Here is a 20,492-nt window from a genome sequence, read left to right on the forward strand (position 1 = left end):
TGCGATGAAAGTATCGCCATTCGATACCGACGAGCCGGGCAGCCGCCACTGGCGCAACCCGTTGGCGGTCGCGGCGGGCCGGCGCGGCACTATCCGCTCCGTGTTCAACCACGGCCCGTTCAGGCCACCCCACTTGTATGTCGTCTTCTTCCACCCTCATCCAGCGTGACACCCGTGCATGGCAGCTCCAGGTGTGGGTCTCGTTCGGCCTGGCTGTCTTCCTGTGCGCCGTGGGGCTGGCCTGGTTGCCGGGCGAGCAGCTGGAGCAGGCGTTCATGGTGATGGGCTATGTGTTCTGCCTCTCGGCCGCGTTCGTGCTGGCCAAGTTCGTGCGGGACAACGAGAGCGCCGCGCGCCGCGGCGCGGGCGACACACCGATGTGGAAGCTGGTGGTCTGGGGCGGCTTCGTGGTGGCCATGGGCCTCACCGGATGGGGCCTGTTGGGCATGGAGATCAACGTGACCTACAAGGCTTTTCTGGGTGTGAGCTGGCTGTACCTGATCACCACCGCGTTCACGCTGGCCAAGATGCTGCGCGACCGCCACGAGGCGGACCTGCTCGAAGCGCGCCTGCAAGGCCGCCGCGAAGCGGCCGCAGCACATCCTGCTACGTCTGGTAACAACGCCAGCTGAGTTTCCGGCGTCCGCCATGAAGCCATGGCGGATGCTCGGAGGTTGCCCTGAAAAATCCGGTGCTGCCGCGCTACTGCGCAGCACCTTCCGCGAGGAGTGAAACCATGAAGACATTGCCCAAGATCCTGACCCTTGCCCTGGCCGCCGGCCTGCTGTGCACGCTGGCTGCCCTGCCCGCACGGGCGCAGAGCGAGGCCTCGGCCGCACTGTCGCTGCTGCCCATCGCGTCGGTGGTGGGCACGGCCTCGGTGGCGTCTGCCGCCGCTGGCGCGGTCGTGACGGTGCCCGCGGCCCTGTCGGTCGCCGGTGCGGTGCTGACGGTGAAGACGGTGGAGGCATCGGCCACCGGCACGGTGTACCTGCTGGAGCGCGCATCGGACGGCGCCCGGGTCAGCGTCGAGGTGGCGGGCCGGGGCGTGGGCGCATCGGCGCACGCCGTGGGCACCGTGGTGACCTGCAGCGTGATCGGCACGGGGGTGGTGCTGTCGGTGGCGGGCGAGGCGATCGCCTTCGTGCCCAACGCCATCGGCCGTGCGCTGCTGCACAACGAGCGTCTGTAAGGGCTCCGCCATGAATATGCAGCTGATGACCGTGACGACCCCTGCGCAGGCCCGCGTGCGCTCTTCTTTCAACCCCGCCGTGCTCGGCCTGGCCCTGGTGGCGGGCGCGGCCTTGTTGGCTGCACCTGCGGCCCACGCAGGCCGCTCCTGCGAGGCCGCCAAGCCCGTGCCGGCCAAGGTGATCGAGCGCGGCATGCAGTTGGCCCAGCAGACCTCGGCCGCGCTGGATGCGGAGCATGCGAAGTCCGGCGCGCAGGTGGTGGTGCTCGGCCGCGCGGGGCAGGACCTCTCCAAGTACGGCCTGCGCTATTCGCACCTGGGCTGGGCCTACAAGACGCCCGAGGGCCCCTGGCGCGTGGCCCACAAGCTCAACGAATGCGGCACGGCCGTGGGTTATCTGTACCGCCAGGGGCTGGGCGAGTTCTTCCTGGACGACCTGTGGCGCTACGAGGCCGTCTACGCCGTGCCCACGCCCGAGGTGCAGCAGCGCTTGTTGGCCGTGCTGCAGGACACCGCCCGCACCAAGACGCTGCAGCACCAGCCCTACAGCATGGTCAGCTACGCGTGGGGCCGCAAGTACCAGCAGTCCAACCAGTGGGCGCTGGAGACCCTGGCCGTGGCCATGGAGCCCGCCACGGTGCGCAGCCGCGAGCAGGCGCAGGCCTGGCTGCAGTTCAAGGGCTATGAGCCCACCACGCTCAAGCTCGGGCCGCTCACCCGCATGGGCGGGCGCGTGGGCTCGGCCAACATCGCGTTCGACGACCACCCCAGCGACAAGCGCTTCTCGGACCGCATCGAGACCGTCACTGTCGATTCGGTGCTGGCGTGGCTGCAGCGTGCGCAGCTGGCGTCGGCCCCGGTGACCATCAAAAATTGAATAAAAGTGCTGCTACCGCTTGATGGTCAAGCGCTGGCAGCTATCAAAAAAGAAGCATTGCGCTTCAGGCACCCGTGAGGAGCAGACGACCATGAGCAAATCCCTGCGACTGTCGGAGAAGTGGTTTCGCCGCGGCCTGTGGCTGGTGGCGGTGGTGTTCGCCAGCTTCCTGATCGGGCTGGGCGGCACCATCGTGGGCGACCTGCCCAAGGTCGAGACGCCGCTGCTGGTGGACGACTTCCTCGACCGCGCCGCCGCCGAGAAGCTGCGCGCGCAGGTCAAGGAGGCGCGCCAGGCCGAGCAGGATGCGCAGACCGCGCTGGAGCAGGCGCAGCTGCAGCGCAGCAAGGCCCGCAGCGAGACCCAGGCCGCGCGCGAGACGTTCAACAACTGGCTCGCCACCCGCTCCGCCACGCAGCGCGCCGACCAGGACCCCGAGGTCATCGCCCGCACCCAGGCGCTCGATGGGCTCAAGCTCGCAGAACGCACCACGCAGCAGGCCGTGGAGCGGCAACAGCAGGCCGCGCTGGATGCGCGCCAGGGGGCCGCAGCCACGCAGGAGCGACTGAACGCGATGGAGGCCGAGGGCTACGTGAAGCTGGAGGCCGAGCGCCGCAAGGTCGACTTGCGCGTGTTCCTGTACCGCCTGGCGCTCACACTGCCGCTGCTGGTTGTGGCCGGCTGGCTGTTCGTGAAGAAGCGCAAGGGCACCTACTGGCCGTTCGTGTGGGGCTTCATTTTCTTCGCGCTGTTCGCGTTTTTCGTGGAGCTGGTGCCCTACCTGCCGAGCTACGGCGGCTATGTGCGCTACGTGGTGGGCATCGGCGTCACGGCGCTGGTGGGGCGCTACGCCATCCTGGCGCTCAACCGCTACCTGGAGCGCCAGAAGCTGGCCGAGGCCCTGCCCGACCAGGAGCGCCGCAAGGAGCTGAGCTACGACGTCGCCCTGGCCCGCCTGGCCAAGAGCGTGTGCCCCGGCTGCGAGCGGCCGGTGGACCTGAAGAACGAGACGATCGATTTCTGCCCGCACTGCGGCATCGGCCTGTTTGACCATTGTGGCACCTGCACCACGCGCAAGAGTGCGTTCGCGAGGTTCTGCCACGCGTGCGGGACAGGGGCGGGGGTCAAGCTGGCGCGCGATGACTGAGCGGGCCCCCGCGTGACCGCCGTGCAGGGGCTGCGCCGCCGACAACTGCTAGGCACGCTGGGCGCACTGGCCGCTGCAGGCCTTGGCAGTGCTGCGTGGCCAGTGGCGCCCCACAGCGCGCCCGGTGTGCTGGTGGAGAACGTGAGCCGCCTGTACGCCGTGCGCGTGTCGCGGGTGGTGGTACCCACAGGCTTGCAGGACGTGGTGCGGGCAGTGAGGCAATGGCCCGGCGCAGTGGCCGTGGGGGGCGCGCGCTACAGCATGGGCGGGCAGGTGGGTGTGGAGGGCGGGCTGCATGTCGACATGCGGCGCATGAATGCGCTGGTGTGGCTCGACACCAGCGCCCGCAAGCTGCGTGTGCAGGCCGGCATGCGCTGGCGCGATGTACAGGACCACCTGGACCCCCACGACCTGGCGGTGCGCACCATGCAGAGCTACGCGAACTTCACGGTGGGCGGGTCGGTGTCGGTGAACGTGCATGGCCGCTATGTGGGGCATGGGCCGATCGGCGCGTCCGTGCGGGCCCTGCAGATCGTGCTGGCCAGCGGCGAGGTGCGCGAGGCCAGCCGCCTGCAGCACCCCGACCTGTTCCGCGCTGCACTGGGCGGATACGGTGGGCTGGGCGTGATCACCGAAGTCGAGCTGGACCTGGATGCCAATACCGCCATGGAGCGCACCGTGGCCCACGTGGCCCTGGAGGACTACCGAGGCTTCTTTGCCGCCAAGGTGGCCGCGAACCCGCAGGCCGTGATGCACAACGCAGACCTGCTGCCCCCGGCCTTCGACCGCGCCACCGCCGTGACCTGGGCCCGCACCGACAAGCCCGTGACCGTGCCCGACCGGCTGGTGCCGCGCGGGCTGCCCTACACGCTGGACAAAAGCGTGATCTGGGCAGTGACGGAGCTGCCGGGAGGCCACCAGCTGCAGCACAAGGTGGTGCGCCCGGCGCTGCTGCGTGGGCAGCCGGTGGTGTGGCGCAACCATGAGGCGAGCCTGGATGCCGCCTCGCTCGAGCCCGCGAGCCGCGCGCAGTCCACCTACGTGCTGCAGGAGTACTTCGTGCCCGTGGCCCAGTTCGCCACCTTCACGCGGGGCCTGGCCCGCATCCTGGCGCAGCACGGGGCGCAGGTGCTCAACATCTCGGTGCGCCACGCGCCGCCCGACCCCGATGCCGTCATGGCCTGGGCGCGCGAGGAAGTGTTTTCATGGGTGCTGTACTACAAGCAGGGCACCAGCCCCGAGGCCTGTGAAGCAGTGGCCGTGTGGACGCGTGCGCTGATCGACTGGGCCCTGCAGCACGGCGGCACCTACTACCTGCCCTACCAGCGCCATGCCACACAGGCACAGTTCGCGGCAGCGTACCCGCAGGCCGACCGGTTTCGCGCCATCAAGGCGTTGTGGGACCCGGAAGGGCGGATGACCAACATGCTGTGGAAGCAGTATCTGTAGCCTGAGGCCGCGCGGTTGCCGTTGCCGTTGTCCGAGCAGTCTGGAGTGGTCGTCAGCGTGGCGGCCGCCCAGCCTGCATGCCCCGCACAGCAACCGGGCGCAGGCGCTCTGGACCTAGCCAACCGCCACCCGGTTGCGCCCCTCGGCCTTGGCCCGGTACAGCGCCGTGTCTGCCGCCAGCAGCAGCACCTCCAGGTCGGCGTCCCCGCCCATGGTGGAGCTGTGCACCAGCCCGATGCTGACCGTGGCGTGCGGCTGCGTTCCGGGGCCGGTGCCGAAGTGCTGCTGCTGCACCGCAGAGCGCATGCGCTCGGCCATGGCCTGCGCCTCGCCGGGCGATACGCCGGGCAGCACCACCGCGAACTCCTCGCCGCCCATGCGGCCCAGCAGGTCCTGGGGGCGCAGTGTGTCCGCCAGGGTCCTGGCGATGCCGATGAGCAACTGGTCCCCGGCGCCGTGCCCGTGCTGGTCGTTGACCTGCTTGAAGTGGTCGACGTCGAGCATCATCACGGCTGCACCGGCGCACCCGCGCTGGTGGCGTGCCAGCAGGCGCTCGCCCTGCTTGAGCAGCGCGCGGCGCGCCAGCACGCCAGTGAGGTCGTCGTGGCGCACGGCGTGGTCCAGCCGGCGCAAGGCCTGGGCGCGGGCCGCGCTGGCGCAGGCCACGGCCAGTGGCCCCAGGGCCAGCAGCGTGACGCCCACGCGCAGCGAGAACACATCGCTGGCGTGCGCCGGCGTGAAGTTGAGCACCCCGGTCGCGACACCCGCCATGGTCCACAGGCACACCACCAGCGACAGCAGGCTGGCGGTGAAGGTGCTGTAGCTCAGGGCGCACCACAGCAGCCCGGGCACCACGAAGGCCAGCATGCCGGGCCCGCCGATCACGGTGCGGACGCCCTCGGCCAGCAGCAGCGAGCTCACCGGCGCCACGCGCCAGAACAGCGAGCCGCCCGATGCACCCTGGGGGGGTGGGGGCGGGTCGTCGGCGCGCGGGGCTGCCAGCACCACGGGGAGGATGAGCATGTAGTTCATGAGCTCGGTGCTGAACCACAGCGACAGCAGGTCGTACCACGGAGCGTTGAAGTACACCGGCGCGGCGCCGCAGCCCGCCAGGGCGCCCACGGTGCTGGCCGCCAGGGCCGCCAGCAGCAGGTACAGGGCCGACACGGTGCGCCGCAGGCGCAGGGTGTTCTCGTCCAGCCGGCGCAGCACCAGCCAGCCGGCGGTGGCACTGAGCAGGTTGGCCGCGTTGAGCCACAGCGCCATGCCCCACTGGCTTCCCGTGATCAGGTCGGCCGCGACATAGCCCAGCCCGGCGGCGATCCACGCGGGTGGCCGCGCCAGGGTGGGGTAGCGCACCAGCAGGCCCAGTAGCAGGGCATTGGCGGGCCAGAAGGCCGACAGGAAGCCGATGGGCCGCGCGAAGATGCCCACCAGGCAGGCCGCAAACACCAGCATGCCCAGGCCGGACCAGACAAGCGGCGGTGCCAGGGGCCGGTAGGGGGCAAGGGTGCGGAGCATGCGTGGAATGGGAGGGGCCGGCAAGGACGACAGCGTCCCCTCGATTGTCTCTGTCGGCGGCCTCGCAGGCCATTTCGCTGCACCTATCAGAAACTTCTGTTGACATTCTCCAACAAAATGTAACGAAGGCGGTAGGAGCCCGCAGGCCGTCGCTGGGCTGTGCTAAGCGCACTGCCCAGCGGCGCTGGCAGCGGGCTTGGGTGTTGCAGGCCGTGCCGTGCCTGGAACGTCCCGGCCCGGGGGCGCGCGCGGCGCTACCGCCTGCGCCAGCGCTGCACCCAGTGGCGCTGCACCACCCGCGCCATGCGCCAGGCCCAGGATGCGCGGGCGCGCTCCAGCACACGGTGCTTGAAGCTGATCCAGTGCGTGTACGCCCAGGCAAACCACCGCAACTGCATCAGTGCAGGCTGGGTGAGCGTGAACAGGCGCGCGACCACGGCCGTGCCCACCACCTTGGCCAGCGCGATCACCAGCATGCCCAGCACCACATGCCCGCGCCCCATGGCCCAGAGCGCGAGCAGCTTGAAGGGCAGCAGCAGCGCCGTGGGCAGTGCGAACAGCGCCACCGCCGCCCAGGGCGGCAGGGAGCGCACCCAGCCTTCGATCCAGCGCAGCCCCGGCCAGCGGCCGATGCGCGCCAGCAGTTGCTGCAGCGGCACCCAGCCCCATTCCTCGAACAGGATGATCAGCGCCAGCAGGCCGCTGGCAAGGCCCGCCATCGCGCGGCCGGGCCAGCGCAGCAGTTGGTGCAGCAGGTTGTGAATGATGTGGGCCTCCAGCCTGGGCGCTTCGACCCTGGCAGCGATGGTGGGTGATGGATCGCGAATGGGCGCATCAGCGGCCAGCGGCCGCCTTGACGCCCCCGGACCCGCGGACGGTCTCTGGACAGGCAGCATACCGCTCTGTGTGCGGTGCGGATGGCGCGGTGGGCGTGGGCCGCTGCCGGCGCTGAAGTATCCGTCGGCGATACCCGAGGGCCCGCGCCACGCCACCGCCCCTGGAATGTCGCTCGCCCGCCGTGCGGTGCGCGAATCATCGGCGCCACAAGCATGTGCTTGGGTCTCAAGGAGCCTTATGGGCTTGCTGTCTTTGCCTTCGATCCGCCGCCGCGCCCTGACCGGCCTGGTCCTGTCCGCGTCCGTGGCGGCCCTCAGTGGTTGCTACGTGGCGCCCATGCAGCCCGCGCCGGTCCCTGTGGTGGTGCAGGCACCGGCACCACCGGCGCCTCTCACGCTGGCCGTGCGTCTGTATCCCGCCAACGATCAGGCGACCGCACTCGGTGTGGTGCACGCGGTGGTGACCAACGATCTGCATGGCCGGGGGACCTTCCAGGCCACGATCCAGGGGGAGTCATTCATGGGTGAAGCCACGCGCAAGGCCGGCTCCTCCCGCGAGGGGCTTGCCAGCGGCGCGGGCAGCCGGGGCAGTTACCTCAGTTGCCAGTACGCGATGAACTCGTCCACGCTGGGCATGGGCTCGTGCCGCCTGTCCAGCGGCGCGCTGTTCACCATGCACGTGGGCGGCTGACGCCGCACGCGCTCAAGGGGCGGGCTGCCCGGCGGCTGCGACGTCGGTGTCTCGCTCGCCCCCTTTGAGATGCCCCACGTACTGCAGCGCCTGCTTGATCTGCACCGACGGCACATCGCCTTCGCGCATGTGCAGCAGATCGGCAGGGCTCACCATCAGCGCAGAGGCATCGGTCAGCGGCAGCCGGGCCGCGCGGTAGGCCTCCAGCACGAGCTGCGAGCAGAAGAAGCGGTCGTTGCGGGCCGCTCCCAGTTGGATGGCCGCCATGCCGCGCAGGCACGCGTCGCGCACCACGCCCGGCACCAGCGGCAGTTCGCAGTAGGCGCGTTGCAGCGTGAAAGGCGCCTGCAGCACGATGCCGGCGGTGTTGTACTTCTTGCCGTCCTGTGCCTGGGCAAAAGACCGGAGAGCATCGGCGTGCGCATTGGTCATGCCGGGGTGGCGGAAAGCGACGATGGTGGCTTCGTCGGCGATGAAATCGGCCGTGCTGCGGATGCGGATGCCCGAGCCCACGGCTTCGATGACCTGGTCGTCGCCCAGGTACAGCGCCGCATGGCTCACCGGCGACAGCGTGGCCATGCGGATGCCCAGCGAACTGATGCCGTGGGTGGCCGACAGGATGATGTCGCCCGCCCGCAAATCGCTGCCGCCGATGGCCTGTCCGCCATTGGCGGGCGTGAGGAGCAGGCGGTTTTGCACCTGAAGCGTCGGCAGGCCGTTGTCGGGATCACGGTCGATGCGCGTGGCGCAGCCGCCCAGGACCAGGACGACCGCGAGCGCAGCACCCAGCCGACAGCCTGCGAAGGCGCTGCGGTCGGGGTGCGGGCGCGCCGTGGCGCCGTTTGTGCTGTCGCGTGTGGGGAGGGTCGTCATGGGTGGAGGCGGTCGGTGGTAGGGCTCAGACGCCCCGCGCCCGTTCGGTCTTGAACAGCGCACGGAACTGCGCGAAGGCGCCGGCGTCCAGCGACTCGCGCACTTCGCGCATGAGGTTCAGGTAGTAGTGCAGGTTGTGCACGGTGGTGAGCATGGGGCCGAGCATTTCGCCGCAGCGATCCAGGTGGTGCAGGTAGGCGCGGCTGAAACCCTCGCGGCCGCCCTGATCCCACGACACGCCCGAGCTGCCCGCGCAGGCGTAGCAGGTGCAGCTGGTGTCCAGCGGCTGGTGGTCCGCCTTGTGGCGCGCGTTGCGGATCTTGAGGTCGCCATAGCGGGTGAAGATGGTGCCGTTGCGTGCATTGCGCGTGGGCATCACGCAGTCGAACATGTCCACGCCGTCGGCCACGCCCTGCACCAGGTCTTCGGGCGTGCCCACGCCCATCAGGTAGCGGGGCTTGTTGGCGGGCAGCCGGTGCGGCGTGTGCGCCATGATGTCCAGCATCTCGTCCTTGGGCTCGCCCACGCTCACGCCGCCCACCGCGTAGCCGGGGAAGTCCATCTCGATCAGGCGCTCGAGCGATTCCTGGCGCAGGTGCTTGAACATGCCGCCCTGCACGATGCCGAAGAGCGCGTTGGGGTTGTTCAGGCGGTGGAACTCGTCGTGGCTGCGCTGGGCCCAGCGCAGGCTCATCTCCATGCTCTTGCGGGCTTCGGCCTCGGTGGTGAGGTGGCCCTTGGTCTCGTAGGGCGTGCACTCGTCGAGCTGCATCACGATGTCGGAGTTGAGCGTGGTCTGGATCTGCATGCTCACCTCGGGCGACATGAAGAGCTTGTCGCCGTTGACCGGGCTGGCGAACGTCACGCCTTCTTCGGTGATCTTGCGCATCGCGCCCAGGCTCCACACCTGAAAGCCGCCCGAATCGGTGAGGATGGGCTTGTCCCATTTCTCGAAGCCGTGCAGCCCGCCGAAGCTCTGCATCACATCGAGGCCGGGGCGCATCCACAGGTGGAAGGTGTTGCCCAGGATGATCTGCGCGCCCATGTCGTGCAGGCTGCGCGGCATCACGCCCTTGACGGTGCCATAGGTGCCCACGGGCATGAAGATGGGGGTCTGCACCACGCCATGGTTGAGCGTGAGCGTGCCGCGGCGTGCGTGGCTGGAGGGGTCGGTCTTGAGAAGGTCAAACTGCAGCATGATGGGCCGTATTGTCCCAGACGGCCCGGGGCGCTCTGCCGCAGCGGCGCGGCCCTCGCGAGCTACGGAGGTTTCAGCGGTCTTTCATGGGGGGCAGACGCCCCATCGGCACGCAGGGACAAGGGCTGGCGCTGGCGCGGTGCGTGGCTACACTGATCCGTGACACGCGGACAACCCGCTCAAAGGAGACCTTCATGCTCAAGATCCTGATCGCCGTGGATGGCTCGGAACTCTCTCTGGACGGTGTGCACCATGCCCTCTCGCTGGTGCGTCAGGGCCTGCAGGCCAGCGTGGTGCTGGCCCATGTGCAGGAGCCCGCCACGCTGTATGAACTGGTGACCACGCGCGACCCCGACCTCATCGCCGCCGCCAGCCTGGAGGCGGGCGAGCACCTGATGGCCCCGGCGCGCGCGCTGCTCGACGCGGCGGGGGTGCAGTACGAGACCGATGTGGGCGTGGGCGATGTCGCCCATACGCTGGTGGACATGATCGAACGCTCGGGCTGCGACATGGTGGTCATCGGCGCCAAGGGGCAGGGCGCCATCACCACCGCGCTGCTGGGATCGGTGTCGCAGGAGGTGGCCCATGCGAGCCCCGTGCCCGTGACCATCGTGAAGCACACCGACGTGCTGGAGGCGGTGGACGGCGATCTGGTGGAAGACGCCGAGGCTTGAGGCCTCGCAGTTCCCGCGCCGGCGGGAGCCGCACTGCCTGCATGCACCCTGCGCGCCGCAGGTCGGCAGAAACGACAAGGGCCGCGTGCAGCGGCCCTGGGCGGGGTGGTGGGGCAGAGAGCTGGCGCAGGTCTCAGGCAGCCTTGCGGAACGGCTCCGAAGGCCGCTGCAGCTTGCCGTGCGGCAGCGTGGCCAGGCGGGTGAACATACGGCGGCAGTAGCCGCTGATCCACAGACACTTGTTGAGCTCGTCCACCGGCAGCGGGCCCGACACCACGACGATGTCGTTGGCGGCCTCCTGGGCACCGGCGGCACGCAGGCGGCGGCGGGTGTTGTTGGCCCAGGACTGGATGCGCGTGGGGCTGCCGTGCTGGTGCACCTCGCCGGTGTGCACATCGAATGCAATGGCGACGGTGTCGGTCTTGAGCTTGAACCTGCGCTCACCCGTGACGGCACTGGGCGCGTCGCGCATGTCGTACAGGTAGTAGCTGCCTGCCTTGAGCTGGTATTGCATGTCCATGGGTGTTCCTCTCTGTCGGCATTTTCGAGGGTGCACACGCAGGGCAGTGGTCAGTAAAACGGCAGAAAAGCCGCCCTTATCGCAGGCTGCGGCGGCCACCATGCCAGCGTCGGTGCGCGTGCGATTGTGGCGGCGCGCCGGCAGCATGGCGCAAAACTTGAGAGCGTTCTGGTAACGAGTTGTGATGGATATCTACGCCGACATGCGGGCCAGCGGTATTGCGACAGTGGCACCGGAGCCGCTCACTCGCACAACGAGCGCGGCGTACAAAACTGACGCTGCCCATGCGCGGGACGGCAAGCCAAGGTCCGCCCCGCAGCGAGGGCGTCGTCCCCCTTCCCGAATGGCGCAGCCATTCGAGAGAAGGGGTGAAGGCGCGTCAGCGCCTCAGGGGGATGCCCTCTAGAAATCCACCAGGCTCACACCGACGCTGAACACGGTGCGCTTGCGGTTGTAGTCGATCATGCTGTCGCCGTAGCCGCTGAACAATGCGGTGTGCAGGCGCAGGTTGCTCTTGCCGCCCAGGGTCGAGCCCACGGCCTGCAGCCATTCCAGGCGCACGGAGCCGCGGTCGGTGCTGGACAGCGAATGGCGCACCGTGGCGGACAGGGTGTTGTCCTTGTTGATGTTCCAGAACGCCGACAGCTCGCCACGGCCGATGTAGTCGGCGATGCCCGGGTTGTCGTCGCTGCCCGAGCTTTCAGGGATGCGCTTCCAGATGCGGGCGTTCACGCTCACGCTGTTGGACAGCTCCAGGCCCGTCATCATGTACACGCGGTTCCAGCTGCGCGACAGGGGCTTGCTCTGGCCGTTGGACTGGTGCACCAGCCCCACGCCGCTGTAGCGCCACTTCCAGCCGAACGGCAGCTCGGCCGTGGTGGGGTAGACGTACATGACTTCGGGTTCGTGGTCGGTGGCGCGGAAGGGGCGCGAGATCTCGGGCGTGAACAGTTGCCAGTACGACTGCTGGGTGTAGCCGAACCACACCGAGTCCTTGAGCGTGGGATGGCCCTGCGTGAGCAGGCCCTGCGCGACCTTGGTGCGCACCGACAGCTGGATGCGGTTCTCGGCGCGGCGGTAGGGCGTCGATTCGGTGGCCGAATGGTCCGCCGCGTCCGATGTGGGCTGGCGGTTGACGTTGCTGCCCGCCACCACCGACAGCGTGATCGGCCGGTAGCCGCGGAAGCGGAAGGTGCCGCAGTCGGTGCCCGACTCCAGTTCCCAGAAGCGAGACAGGTCGCTGTATTGCGCGTCGCGGCAGCCGTCGGTGCGGGCCACGTCGATGATGCGGGTGGCAGGCAGGGTGGTGTCCACGGGTGGTGGCACGGCGGAGGCGTCGGCGGAGCCGCCGGCCGAGGCTCCCGGCGCCTTCCAGGTCTGCTCGGCGGCCAATTGGTCGAAGCAGGCGAGGCGGGCCTGGTTGTCGGTGGACAGCGCAGCGCAGCGGCGCCAGCCGGCGTCGGCACCCGCCGCAGCACCGGCAGTTGCCGCGGGTGCGGCCTGCGCGAAGGCTGCGCCAGCCGGAGCCAGCGTGGCCAGCACCAGCGCCGCAGTGTGGTGCCGTGTCCAGCGCCCCGATGCGGGGGCGTCGGCCTGTGCAGCACGCCAGGTGCTGCGCAGCGGGCTGCTGGAGCCCAGGTGTGGGTGTGGGCGATGTTCCATGTTCCGCATATGTCCTTGCCGCAACCTCCGCCCGCCACCCGGCCTGTCCGGGGGCACTGACGTGGGTGCCGTTGATCGATCCATCCAGTGTGAGAACAGGTTCTCAGGTTGCCGCTGCCGGCAGGCCCGCTTGCGGCCACCGTGCTGCAGTCGCGCTGCACGGTACCACGCACGCCTTGTGCCAGCTTTCTTGTGCCAGCTTTTGCCGCAGCAGCCTTTTGCGCCCTGCCGCTCTGGTCTGCGGCAGATGCATTCCTGGCTGCCGCAGGCTCAAAAAACGCGCGCCAACGGGCTGGCTGGGTGCGCGGTTCTGGCTCGTGGCTGCTGGTCAGGCCGCGCTGGATTGTGGTGTGCCTGGGCTGCTGGCGCTTGTAGGATAAGCGCTGATAGCTATCAAAAGCAAAGCGCCCGTGCCGCCGCGTGCCGCGGTGTGGGCCTGCCGCAACAGGCGGTGGTGAGGGCTCGCTTCGGTGCCCGGCCTCTCACTGCGCGGGCGGGGTGCTGTCGGCCAGGGCTTTCTTGGCGGCGAACTCGGCGCGCAGTGCCTTGAGCTTTTCGCGCGGGTCTTCGCGCACCGTGGCCTTGTCCAGTCCCATTTCGGCGATGAACCGGCTGGGCTGGGCCGACACCATCTCCCGGCCCTTCTTGCGCTTCTTGGTCCAGCTCACGGCCAGGGTGCGCTGGGCGCGGGTAATGCCCACGTACATCAGGCGGCGCTCTTCCTGCAGGCGCTGCAGCGTGTCGTCGCTCACCTTTTGCTGGCGGCCTTCGTCGTCGTCGAGCTTGAAGGGCAGCATGCCCTCGGTCACGCCCACCAGCACCACGTGCGGCCACTCCAGCCCCTTGCTGGCGTGCAGGGTCGACAGCGTGACCATGTCCTGGTCCTTCTCGCGCTCGCTGATGGTGGACAGCAGCGCGATGGTCTGCGACACCTCCAGCAGGCTCTTGGTTTCCTTGGCCACCACGGCGCCGGCGGTGTCGTCGATCTGGCCGCCCGCACGTTGGGCCATCCAGTCGCAGAACTCCATCACGTTGCTCCAGCGCGCGGCCGCCACCTTCTCGCTGTCTTCGTTGTCGTACAGGTGCTGCTCGTAGCCGATTTCTTTCAGCCAGTCGTTCAGGAAGGTGCGCGATTCCTCGGCCCCGTGCACGCGCCGTGCGCTGTACTCCAGGTAGTTGATGTAGCGGCCGAACTCGTGCAGGCCGTCCATGGCGCGCTTGGGCACGGCCGCCGGCAGCATGCCGTTGAACAGCGCGCCGAACATGCTTTGCTTGTGCTGCGTGGCAAATGCGCCCAGGGCTGCCAGCGTGGTGTGGCCGATGCCGCGCTTGGGGGTGGTGATGGCGCGCAAAAACGCTGGATCGTCATCGTTGTTGATCCACAGGCGGAACCACGCGCAAAGGTCCTTGATTTCCGCCCGGTCGAAGAAGCTCGTGCCGCCCGAGACCTTGTACGGAATGTTGGCCTTGCGCAGCGCCTTTTCGAACGGCTTGGCCTGGTGGTTGGCGCGGTACAGCAGCGCGAAGTTCTTCCAGTCCGGCGGCGGGTTGCTGGCCGCACGCAGGCTCTGGATGCGCGCCACGGCGCGGTCGGCCTCGTGCTCTTCGTTGTCGGCGTCCACCACGCGCACGGGCTCGCCCTCGCCCAGTTCGCTGAACAGCGTCTTGGGAAACAGCTTGGGGTTGGGCCCGATCACGTTGTTGGCCGCGCGCAGGATGGCGCTGGTGGAGCGGTAGTTCTGCTCCAGCTTGATGACCTTGAGGTGGGGGAAGTCCACCGGCAGCTTTTTCAGGTTGTCGAGCGTGGCGCCGCGCCAGCCGTAGATGGACTGGTCGTCGTCGCCCACGGCCGTGAAGTGCCCGTTTGCGCCCACCAGCAGCTTCAAGAGCTCGTACTGCGTGGCATTGGTGTCCTGGTACTCGTCCACCAGCACGTGGCCGAGCGACGCCTGCCACTTGGCGCGCACTTCGGGGAAGTCGCGCAACAGGCGCAGCGGCATGCCGATCAGGTCGTCGAAGTCCACGCTCTGGTAGGCCGCCAGGCGCTCCTCGTAGCGCGCCATGAGCGTGGCGATGATGCGTTCGTTGTCGTCCGCCGCCTGGGCCAGCGCCTCTGCGGAGGTCAGGCCCATGTTCTTCCATTTGCTGATGACCCACTGCCATTGGCGGGCCGTGGCCATGTCGGTGGTGCCGCCCGAGGCTTCCTTCAGGATGCCCGTCACGTCGTCGGCATCCAGGATGCTGAACTGGGGCTTGAGGCCCAGCACCGAGCCGTCCTCGCGGACCATGCGCACGCCCAGGGCGTGGAAGGTGCAGATCAGCACGTCCTTGGCGCGCCGGCCGATCAGGTGCTGTGCGCGCTCGCGCATTTCGGACGCCGCCTTGTTCGTGAAGGTGATGGCCGCGATGCGCTTGGGCTCCATGCCCTTTTCGATCATGTGGGCGATCTTCTGGGTGATCACCCGCGTCTTGCCGGAGCCCGCACCGGCCAGCACCAGGCACGCGCCATCGGTGTAGTGGACAGCCTGAAGCTGGGCGAGATTGAGACCGAACGACATGGGGAGGGAGGGGGGCGAAGAAAAACCAGGAGAAGGGGGCACGGGGGCCGCCGCGGGGCTGGGCCTCGCAATGCGCAGGCCAGGGGCGCAATGATACCGGCCGTCCCGGGAGGGAGGGGCCGTCGCCGCGGCTGACACGGCCCTGACGGGCAGCTGCGCCCGGGCACGCCAGGCCTGCTGGCTGCGGGAAACCCCGCTAGGGCGCGCCTGCACACAATTTGATACTGGCGCGGCAGCTCCATCCACCGATCAGATCACGAGCCCACACCATGACCCCCTCTGCATCGACCCCTGCGCGCCTGCTCGTGCCCCTGCCTTTTGCCCCGCGCACCAGTGCTCGCACGCGCACCAGTGCTCGCACGCGCACCCGTGCCTCGCGTGCCCTGTACCTGCTGATGACCGCCTGCGCCCTGCTGGCGGGGGCCTTCCTGGCGCAGCCCGCCCGGGCCCAGGCGCAGGGCGGCAACAGCGCTGCGGTGCGCATCGGGGTGGTGGGGCCTTTCACCGGGCCGTCGGCGGACTTTGGCGTGCCCATGCTCAACGGCATCAAGCTCGCGGTGGACGAGATCAACGCGGTGGGCGGCTACCTGGGCCGGCCGCTGGAGCTGGTGGTCAAGGACGACGCCGCCAACCCCGACCAGGGCCGCAAGGTGTCACAGGAGCTGCTGGCCGACAAAGTCGTCGCCACCATCGGCTTTTGCAACACCGGCGTGGCGATGAAGGCCATCGACCTGTTCCAGGACGCCAAGAGCCCGCTCATCGTGCCGTGCTCCACCGGCACGGCGGTGACGACCAAGTACCCGGCTGCCGACAGCTACATCTTCCGCGTGCAGGCCCGCGACGCGCTGCAGGCTCCGTTCATGGTGGACGACATCGTCAAGCGCGGCTGGGACAAGGTGGCCATCTTTGCCGACAAGACGGGCTACGGCGAGGGTGGCTACAACGACGTGGTGGCGGCCCTGGCCGCCAGGAACCTCAAGCCCGTGCACGTGGCGCGGTTCGACCTGGGCGTGAAGGACCTCACGGCGGACCTCACCGCCGCCCGCGCAGCGGGTGCCAACGTGGTCTACAGCTACACGGTAGGGCCGGAGAACGCGACCATTGCCAACGGCAAGAAGGCCATGGGCTGGAAGGTGCCCCAGGTGGGCGCCTGGCCGCTGTCCTTCCCGTTCTTCCTCGAAGGGGCCAAGGACGCCGCCGAGGGCGCGCTCATGGTGCAGACCTTCATCGCCGAGCCCAGCAACGAGCGCCGGGCCTCGTTCCTGTCGAGCTACACCCGCAAGTACCAGGGCAAGGTGGCGGTGCCCATGGCGGCGGCCAACGCGTACGACGCCACGTATTTGCTGATGTACTCCTTCCTCGGCATCCGCGACGGCAACCTGTCGGGCCAGGCGGTCAAGGATTCGCTGGAGGGCAAGATGAAGACTTACTACGGCGTCGTCGCCACCTACGACAAGCCCTTCAGCCTGCAGGACAAGGATGCGATCACGCGCAACATGCTGGTGATCGGAATGGTCAAGAACGGCGCCATCACCTTCGCCTACCCCGAGGACGCCAAGCGCAACCTGATCATCCAGCGCAAGCAGTAAGAGCGGCTCACAAAACGCTTCTGGCGTGGTTGCCGCGTCTTGTCGTAGTACTTACTCGTACTGCCTGCGACGCAGCGCCTGGCCAGAACCGCTTCGCCGCGCGTGATGGCACCCGCCTGACTTTGCGCTGACCACCGCGCGGGCGCCCTGCACGGCTGCGCGGCCCAGCACGGACAATATCCCCCGTGCTCTCCGTCCTTCTCATCACCTTCCCCTTCTTCGCATTGGTGCTGTGCGGCTACCTGGCCGCGCGGCGCGGCGTGCTGCCGCAGCCGGCCATCCCGGGGCTCAACGCCTTCGTGCTGTACTTCGCGCTGCCCTGCATGCTGTACCGCTTTGGCGCCAGCACGCCCATCGGCCAGTTGCTCGACCCCGCCGTGGCGGGTGTGTACGTGCTGTGCGCGCTGGTCATGGTGGGGGCCTCGGTGGCCCTCACGCGCAAGGCGCATATCGGCTGGAACGACGCGGCCTTCGGCGCGCTGGTGGCCGCCTTTCCGAACACCGGCTTCATGGGCGTGCCACTCCTGGTGGCGCTGCTGGGCGCGCAGAGTGCGGGCCCCGCCATCGTGACCATCGTGGTGGACATGGTCGTCACCAGCTCGCTGTGCATCGCGCTGTCGCGCCTGGATGGTGCGGGCACCCACGGTGTGGGCGTGGCGCTGCGCAGCGCCTTCCGGGGCATGGCAACCAACCCCATGCCCTGGTCGATTGCGCTGGGTGCGCTGGCCTCGGCCTTGCACTTTGAGCTGCCCGGCCCGGTGGACAAGACCATCGCCATGCTGGCCGACGCGGCCTCGCCCGTGGCGCTGTTCACCATCGGCGCGGTGCTGGCGCGCTCGCAGATGAACCAGCACGAACAGGTGCCCCCGCGCGACTACGTGCCCCTGGCGCTGGCCAAGCTGCTGGTGCACCCGCTGTTGGTGTGGGCTGTGGGCACGGCGGCCATCGCACTGGGCGTGCCGCTCACGCCGTTCGCGCTCTCGGTGCTGGTGCTGCTGGCCGCGCTGCCCAGCGCCAGCAATGTCTCGCTGCTGGCCGAGAAGTTCGGCGCCAACAACGGGCGCGTGGCGCGGATCATCCTGGTGTCGACGGCGCTCGCGTTTCTCAGCTTTTCGGCTGCGGTGGCGCTGCTGACCTGAATGCTATTGTTTGTATAGCTGCTTGCGCAGGCGGGGTGAGCGGGAGGGGCAATTTTTTGCATGCCAGACAGTCCCGGTGCTCGCCGTGGACTATCCAGCCTGGGGCATCGCTTTCGGGCTCAAGCGGCCTCAGAGGGGCGCACAGAAGCCGTTAAGCCAGCCAGGCGGTGCCGCGTGTTCAGGGCGCTGCCGGCTTGCGCCCCACCAGGTAGCTCACCCCGTCGGGGCCGTAGAACTCCGAATGCGGTTCGTGGGCTTGTAGATGGAACACATCGCCCACGCCGTACAGCCGGTCCGACCCTGCGGTCACGATGCGGATCTCGCCCGACAGGATGAGCGCCTTGGCCTCGAACGGGTGCGTGTGGTCGTCCAGCCTGCCATCAGGCTCGCGTGTGACGGTGACTGGGGGCTCGAAGCCTTCATCGGCCAGGGCGCGGGTGAACGTATCGGGGTGGTCCATCGATGTCTCTTGTCTGTGTGGTGAGGCTCCAGTGTAGGCAGTCGAGGGGCCGTCGCACAACGCTGGCGGTGCGTGTCTGCCGGAGCGTTGGTCAATCCGGCGCCGGGCCCTGGCTTTGCAGAAATCCTTGCAGGAACGCATCGACATGCTGCAGCGGGTGCGGCCCGCGCTCGGGGATGGTGCCGGCCAGTTGCAGGGCTCTTTGCAACTGGTCGTCCAGCTTTTGGCGCCAGCGTCCTCGTCGGTCCAGGATGTCGGCCACGGCCTGCGCGGTGGTTGCTTGCGTTGTGGCCGCAGCGGCGTCCTGGCCCAGCAGCATGGCGCCTGCCAGGTCGGGGTCGTAGTCGCTGGCCAGCAGCAGGGCGGTGCCGGTCTCGTACAGGCGGTCCATGTTGCCCGCCTCTGCATAGCGGCGCGTGATCAGCAGAAAGTCGGTGGCGTCCTTGGCGGTGTCCAGATACCGGTCGCGCCATGCGATCAGCTTGAGCACCGCCAGCGACGGCAGCGATGCCACGCGCACCACCAAGGCTCCGTCCAGCTCCACTTCGACGGCGGCGCGGTGCGCTTCGGCAAAGCCCGCGACGTTCATCACCACCGCATGCTCCGGCGGCCAGGCGATGGTGGCCTGCGGGCTTGCCACGGCGCCGAAGGGCAGCAGGTCGAGCGGAACGCCGTGCGAAGCCGACCCGGCTGGCCGGTACAGCAGGCGGTGGGCGATGCCGTTTTGCTCGTGGAAGGTGCCTTGTGCCAGCAACTGGTCCTTGATGGCGCTGAAGGCGGCCCAGTCGGTCAGGTGCAGGCCCAGGTCCACGTCGCGTGTGGCGCGACCCGTGTTTTGGCCGTGCACATGCCACAGCATCAGGTCGCGGGCCAGCGCGCCGCCGACGAAGAAGTCGATGCCCAGGCTGTGCGCTGCGGTGCTGGCCTGCTGCAGGATTTCGCGCAGCAGCGGGTCGATAGGGCGCTCAGGCGATGTCTCGAGCATCGCGGCCGGTGTCCAGATACTGCGCGCGGATGCGCTGGGCGGTGTCGATGTTGCGCGGGTCGGCACTGGCCATCAGGTCTGCGTAGACGAGCAGTGGCGGCACCGTGGCGCTCGCAGCGTCGGCCTCTTCGGCCAGGGGCCAGAAGGTGTCGAGCACTTCGATGGCGCCGGTGGGGTCGGGGCGCAACCGGTGTTTCAGGATCAGCGCTTCGGGCTTGGCGGTGTAGATAGTCAGTTGCTCGGGGTCGAGATACCCGGTCAGGTGGTAGGCCGCGACTTCGCCGCCCCACACGGCCTGTTGCGTGCGCAAGTCCACGCCTTTCCACCAGTCTGCGGCTGGCGCTGCGAAGCGCCGGGCGTGCAACCGGGGACGCAGTTTGACCGGAAAGTGCGTGGCCCACTCTTCCTGCAACGCGCCGGGCGCCAGCAGGCGGCGCGGCTCGGTCGGCGCCAGGTGCCCGCGTGCCTGCAGGTCGGCCAGCACGTCCCCCACGGTGCCCAGCGCCACGTCGGCGGCGGTCGCGATGTCGCGGTAGGTTCCGGTGGCGAGGGCAGGCCGGGTCAGCAGCGCAAAGACGATGCGCAGTCCGGCTGGTGTGAGGGACTTGAACCGCCCCACTGGCCGCGCGCTCTCGGGGCGGGGCTTGCCGGTCACGTACACGAAGCACCCCGGTACGTCGAGGTAGGCGTTGCCTGCCGCATCGATGAAGTTCAGGCCCAGGCTGCGGCACTGCCGGGCGGCCTCGGCGGTGACGAACGGCGCGACCAGCACCGTCGGCTCGCGCCGCTGGCGGGCCCTGGCCTGGAGCGTGCCCAGTGTGTGGAAACGGTCGACGGCCTTGATCTCGGCCGCAAAGCGGACGGGCTGAGCCTGGGGCGAGATCACGTCCAGCCAGGCATCGGGCGATGCGTCGCCGGGGGCTTCTTCCCTGACCTGGTGGATGGCAGCCCGCTCCATGCGCACCCCTGTTTCTGCTTGGAGTGCGGCGATGGCGTCGCTCAGGGTCGTCTGGGTGTTCATATTTTTAAAGTGTTCACGCAGTGTGAACATCGAGAATAACTGAACGCATTGTTTTGTTCAATATATTGTTCTGTTCGTGAAACGTGAACAAAACATAAAA

Annotated in this window: 19 protein-coding genes; 9 read left to right on the forward strand and 10 right to left on the reverse strand. The window is 68.6% G+C overall.

The features are described from left to right. Positions 1-137: 137 nt before the first annotated feature. The 5 genes from ACIGHN_RS14530 (at position 138) to ACIGHN_RS14550 (ending at position 4,665) form a co-directional block, all read left to right on the forward strand. Positions 138-632, forward strand: a complete 495-nt coding sequence (locus ACIGHN_RS14530) for a YiaA/YiaB family inner membrane protein (RefSeq protein WP_396504954.1) — start codon at positions 138-140, stop codon at positions 630-632. A 104-nt stretch (positions 633-736) separates the two neighbouring features. Continuing rightward, positions 737-1,192 carry a hypothetical protein gene (locus ACIGHN_RS14535; RefSeq protein ID WP_396504955.1) on the forward strand — a complete coding sequence of 152 codons (456 nt, stop codon included), beginning with the start codon at positions 737-739 and terminating at the stop codon, positions 1,190-1,192. Positions 1,193-1,202: 10 nt separating this feature from the next. Further along, entirely contained in the window at positions 1,203-2,069 is an 867-nt protein-coding gene (locus tag ACIGHN_RS14540; protein ID WP_396504956.1) for a DUF2145 domain-containing protein, read from the forward strand. Positions 2,070-2,160: 91 nt separating this feature from the next. After that, positions 2,161-3,216 carry a serine endopeptidase gene (locus ACIGHN_RS14545; RefSeq protein WP_396504957.1) on the forward strand — a complete coding sequence of 352 codons (1,056 nt, stop codon included), beginning with the start codon at positions 2,161-2,163 and terminating at the stop codon, positions 3,214-3,216. 12 nt (positions 3,217-3,228) lie between these two features. Then, entirely contained in the window at positions 3,229-4,665 is a 1,437-nt protein-coding gene (locus ACIGHN_RS14550; protein WP_396504958.1) for an FAD-binding oxidoreductase, read from the forward strand. A 114-nt stretch (positions 4,666-4,779) separates the two neighbouring features. Here the strand turns inward: ACIGHN_RS14550 and ACIGHN_RS14555 are convergent, their stop codons facing one another. Together ACIGHN_RS14555 and ACIGHN_RS14560 are read right to left on the reverse strand one after the other, a co-directional pair. Further along, entirely contained in the window at positions 4,780-6,186 is a 1,407-nt protein-coding gene (locus tag ACIGHN_RS14555; RefSeq protein ID WP_056420217.1) for a diguanylate cyclase, read from the reverse strand. 254 nt (positions 6,187-6,440) lie between these two features. Beyond that, complete coding sequence (locus tag ACIGHN_RS14560) at positions 6,441-7,082, reverse strand: hypothetical protein (protein ID WP_396504959.1); 642 nt, start codon at positions 7,080-7,082, stop codon at positions 6,441-6,443. 178 nt (positions 7,083-7,260) lie between these two features. Between ACIGHN_RS14560 and ACIGHN_RS14565 the strand changes: the two genes are divergently transcribed. Then, a complete protein-coding gene (locus ACIGHN_RS14565; protein WP_056420213.1) occupies positions 7,261-7,713 on the forward strand; it encodes a hypothetical protein in 453 nt (150 codons plus the stop codon). A gap of 12 nt (positions 7,714-7,725) precedes the next feature. Here the strand turns inward: ACIGHN_RS14565 and ACIGHN_RS14570 are convergent, their stop codons facing one another. Further along, on the reverse strand, positions 7,726-8,586 hold the full coding sequence (locus tag ACIGHN_RS14570) for a distant relative of cell wall-associated hydrolase (RefSeq protein ID WP_396504960.1): 861 nt from the start codon (positions 8,584-8,586) through the stop codon (positions 7,726-7,728). A 25-nt stretch (positions 8,587-8,611) separates the two neighbouring features. Beyond that, the gene (gene tgt / locus ACIGHN_RS14575; RefSeq protein ID WP_396504961.1) at positions 8,612-9,784 is read right to left on the reverse strand and encodes a tRNA guanosine(34) transglycosylase Tgt; all 1,173 of its coding nucleotides are present in this window, start codon (positions 9,782-9,784) and stop codon (positions 8,612-8,614) included. Between the two features lie 194 nt (positions 9,785-9,978). Here tgt and ACIGHN_RS14580 point away from each other — a divergent pair, with 194 nt between their 5' ends. Then, a complete protein-coding gene (locus ACIGHN_RS14580; protein WP_056420208.1) occupies positions 9,979-10,458 on the forward strand; it encodes a universal stress protein in 480 nt (159 codons plus the stop codon). Between the two features lie 133 nt (positions 10,459-10,591). Here ACIGHN_RS14580 and ACIGHN_RS14585 read toward each other — a convergent pair whose 3' ends face one another. From ACIGHN_RS14585 to ACIGHN_RS14595, 3 genes are all read right to left on the reverse strand, one after another. Continuing rightward, complete coding sequence (locus ACIGHN_RS14585) at positions 10,592-10,978, reverse strand: hypothetical protein (protein WP_056420206.1); 387 nt, start codon at positions 10,976-10,978, stop codon at positions 10,592-10,594. Between the two features lie 402 nt (positions 10,979-11,380). Further along, positions 11,381-12,640 carry a phospholipase A gene (locus tag ACIGHN_RS14590; protein ID WP_396504962.1) on the reverse strand — a complete coding sequence of 420 codons (1,260 nt, stop codon included), beginning with the start codon at positions 12,638-12,640 and terminating at the stop codon, positions 11,381-11,383. 482 nt (positions 12,641-13,122) lie between these two features. After that, positions 13,123-15,198 carry an ATP-dependent helicase gene (locus ACIGHN_RS14595; RefSeq protein WP_056420203.1) on the reverse strand — a complete coding sequence of 692 codons (2,076 nt, stop codon included), beginning with the start codon at positions 15,196-15,198 and terminating at the stop codon, positions 13,123-13,125. A 395-nt stretch (positions 15,199-15,593) separates the two neighbouring features. Here ACIGHN_RS14595 and ACIGHN_RS14600 point away from each other — a divergent pair, with 395 nt between their 5' ends. Next, positions 15,594-16,787 carry an ABC transporter substrate-binding protein gene (locus ACIGHN_RS14600; RefSeq protein ID WP_082486058.1) on the forward strand — a complete coding sequence of 398 codons (1,194 nt, stop codon included), beginning with the start codon at positions 15,594-15,596 and terminating at the stop codon, positions 16,785-16,787. Between the two features lie 185 nt (positions 16,788-16,972). Continuing rightward, positions 16,973-17,926, forward strand: a complete 954-nt coding sequence (locus ACIGHN_RS14605) for an AEC family transporter (RefSeq protein WP_396504963.1) — start codon at positions 16,973-16,975, stop codon at positions 17,924-17,926. Between the two features lie 178 nt (positions 17,927-18,104). Here ACIGHN_RS14605 and ACIGHN_RS14610 read toward each other — a convergent pair whose 3' ends face one another. The 3 genes from ACIGHN_RS14610 to ACIGHN_RS14620 form a co-directional block, all read right to left on the reverse strand. Further along, on the reverse strand, positions 18,105-18,386 hold the full coding sequence (locus ACIGHN_RS14610; RefSeq protein ID WP_396504964.1) for a cupin domain-containing protein: 282 nt from the start codon (positions 18,384-18,386) through the stop codon (positions 18,105-18,107). A gap of 91 nt (positions 18,387-18,477) precedes the next feature. Next, a complete protein-coding gene (locus tag ACIGHN_RS14615; RefSeq protein WP_396504965.1) occupies positions 18,478-19,371 on the reverse strand; it encodes a nucleotidyl transferase AbiEii/AbiGii toxin family protein in 894 nt (297 codons plus the stop codon). After that, complete coding sequence (locus tag ACIGHN_RS14620; RefSeq protein ID WP_396504966.1) at positions 19,352-20,392, reverse strand: type IV toxin-antitoxin system AbiEi family antitoxin; 1,041 nt, start codon at positions 20,390-20,392, stop codon at positions 19,352-19,354. The genes ACIGHN_RS14615 and ACIGHN_RS14620 overlap by 20 nt, the downstream gene beginning before the upstream one ends. Between the last annotated feature and the right edge of the window lie 100 nt (positions 20,393-20,492).

The organism is Acidovorax sp. NPDC077693 (assembly GCF_044542805.1).
Lineage (GTDB): Bacteria > Pseudomonadota > Gammaproteobacteria > Burkholderiales > Burkholderiaceae_C > Acidovorax.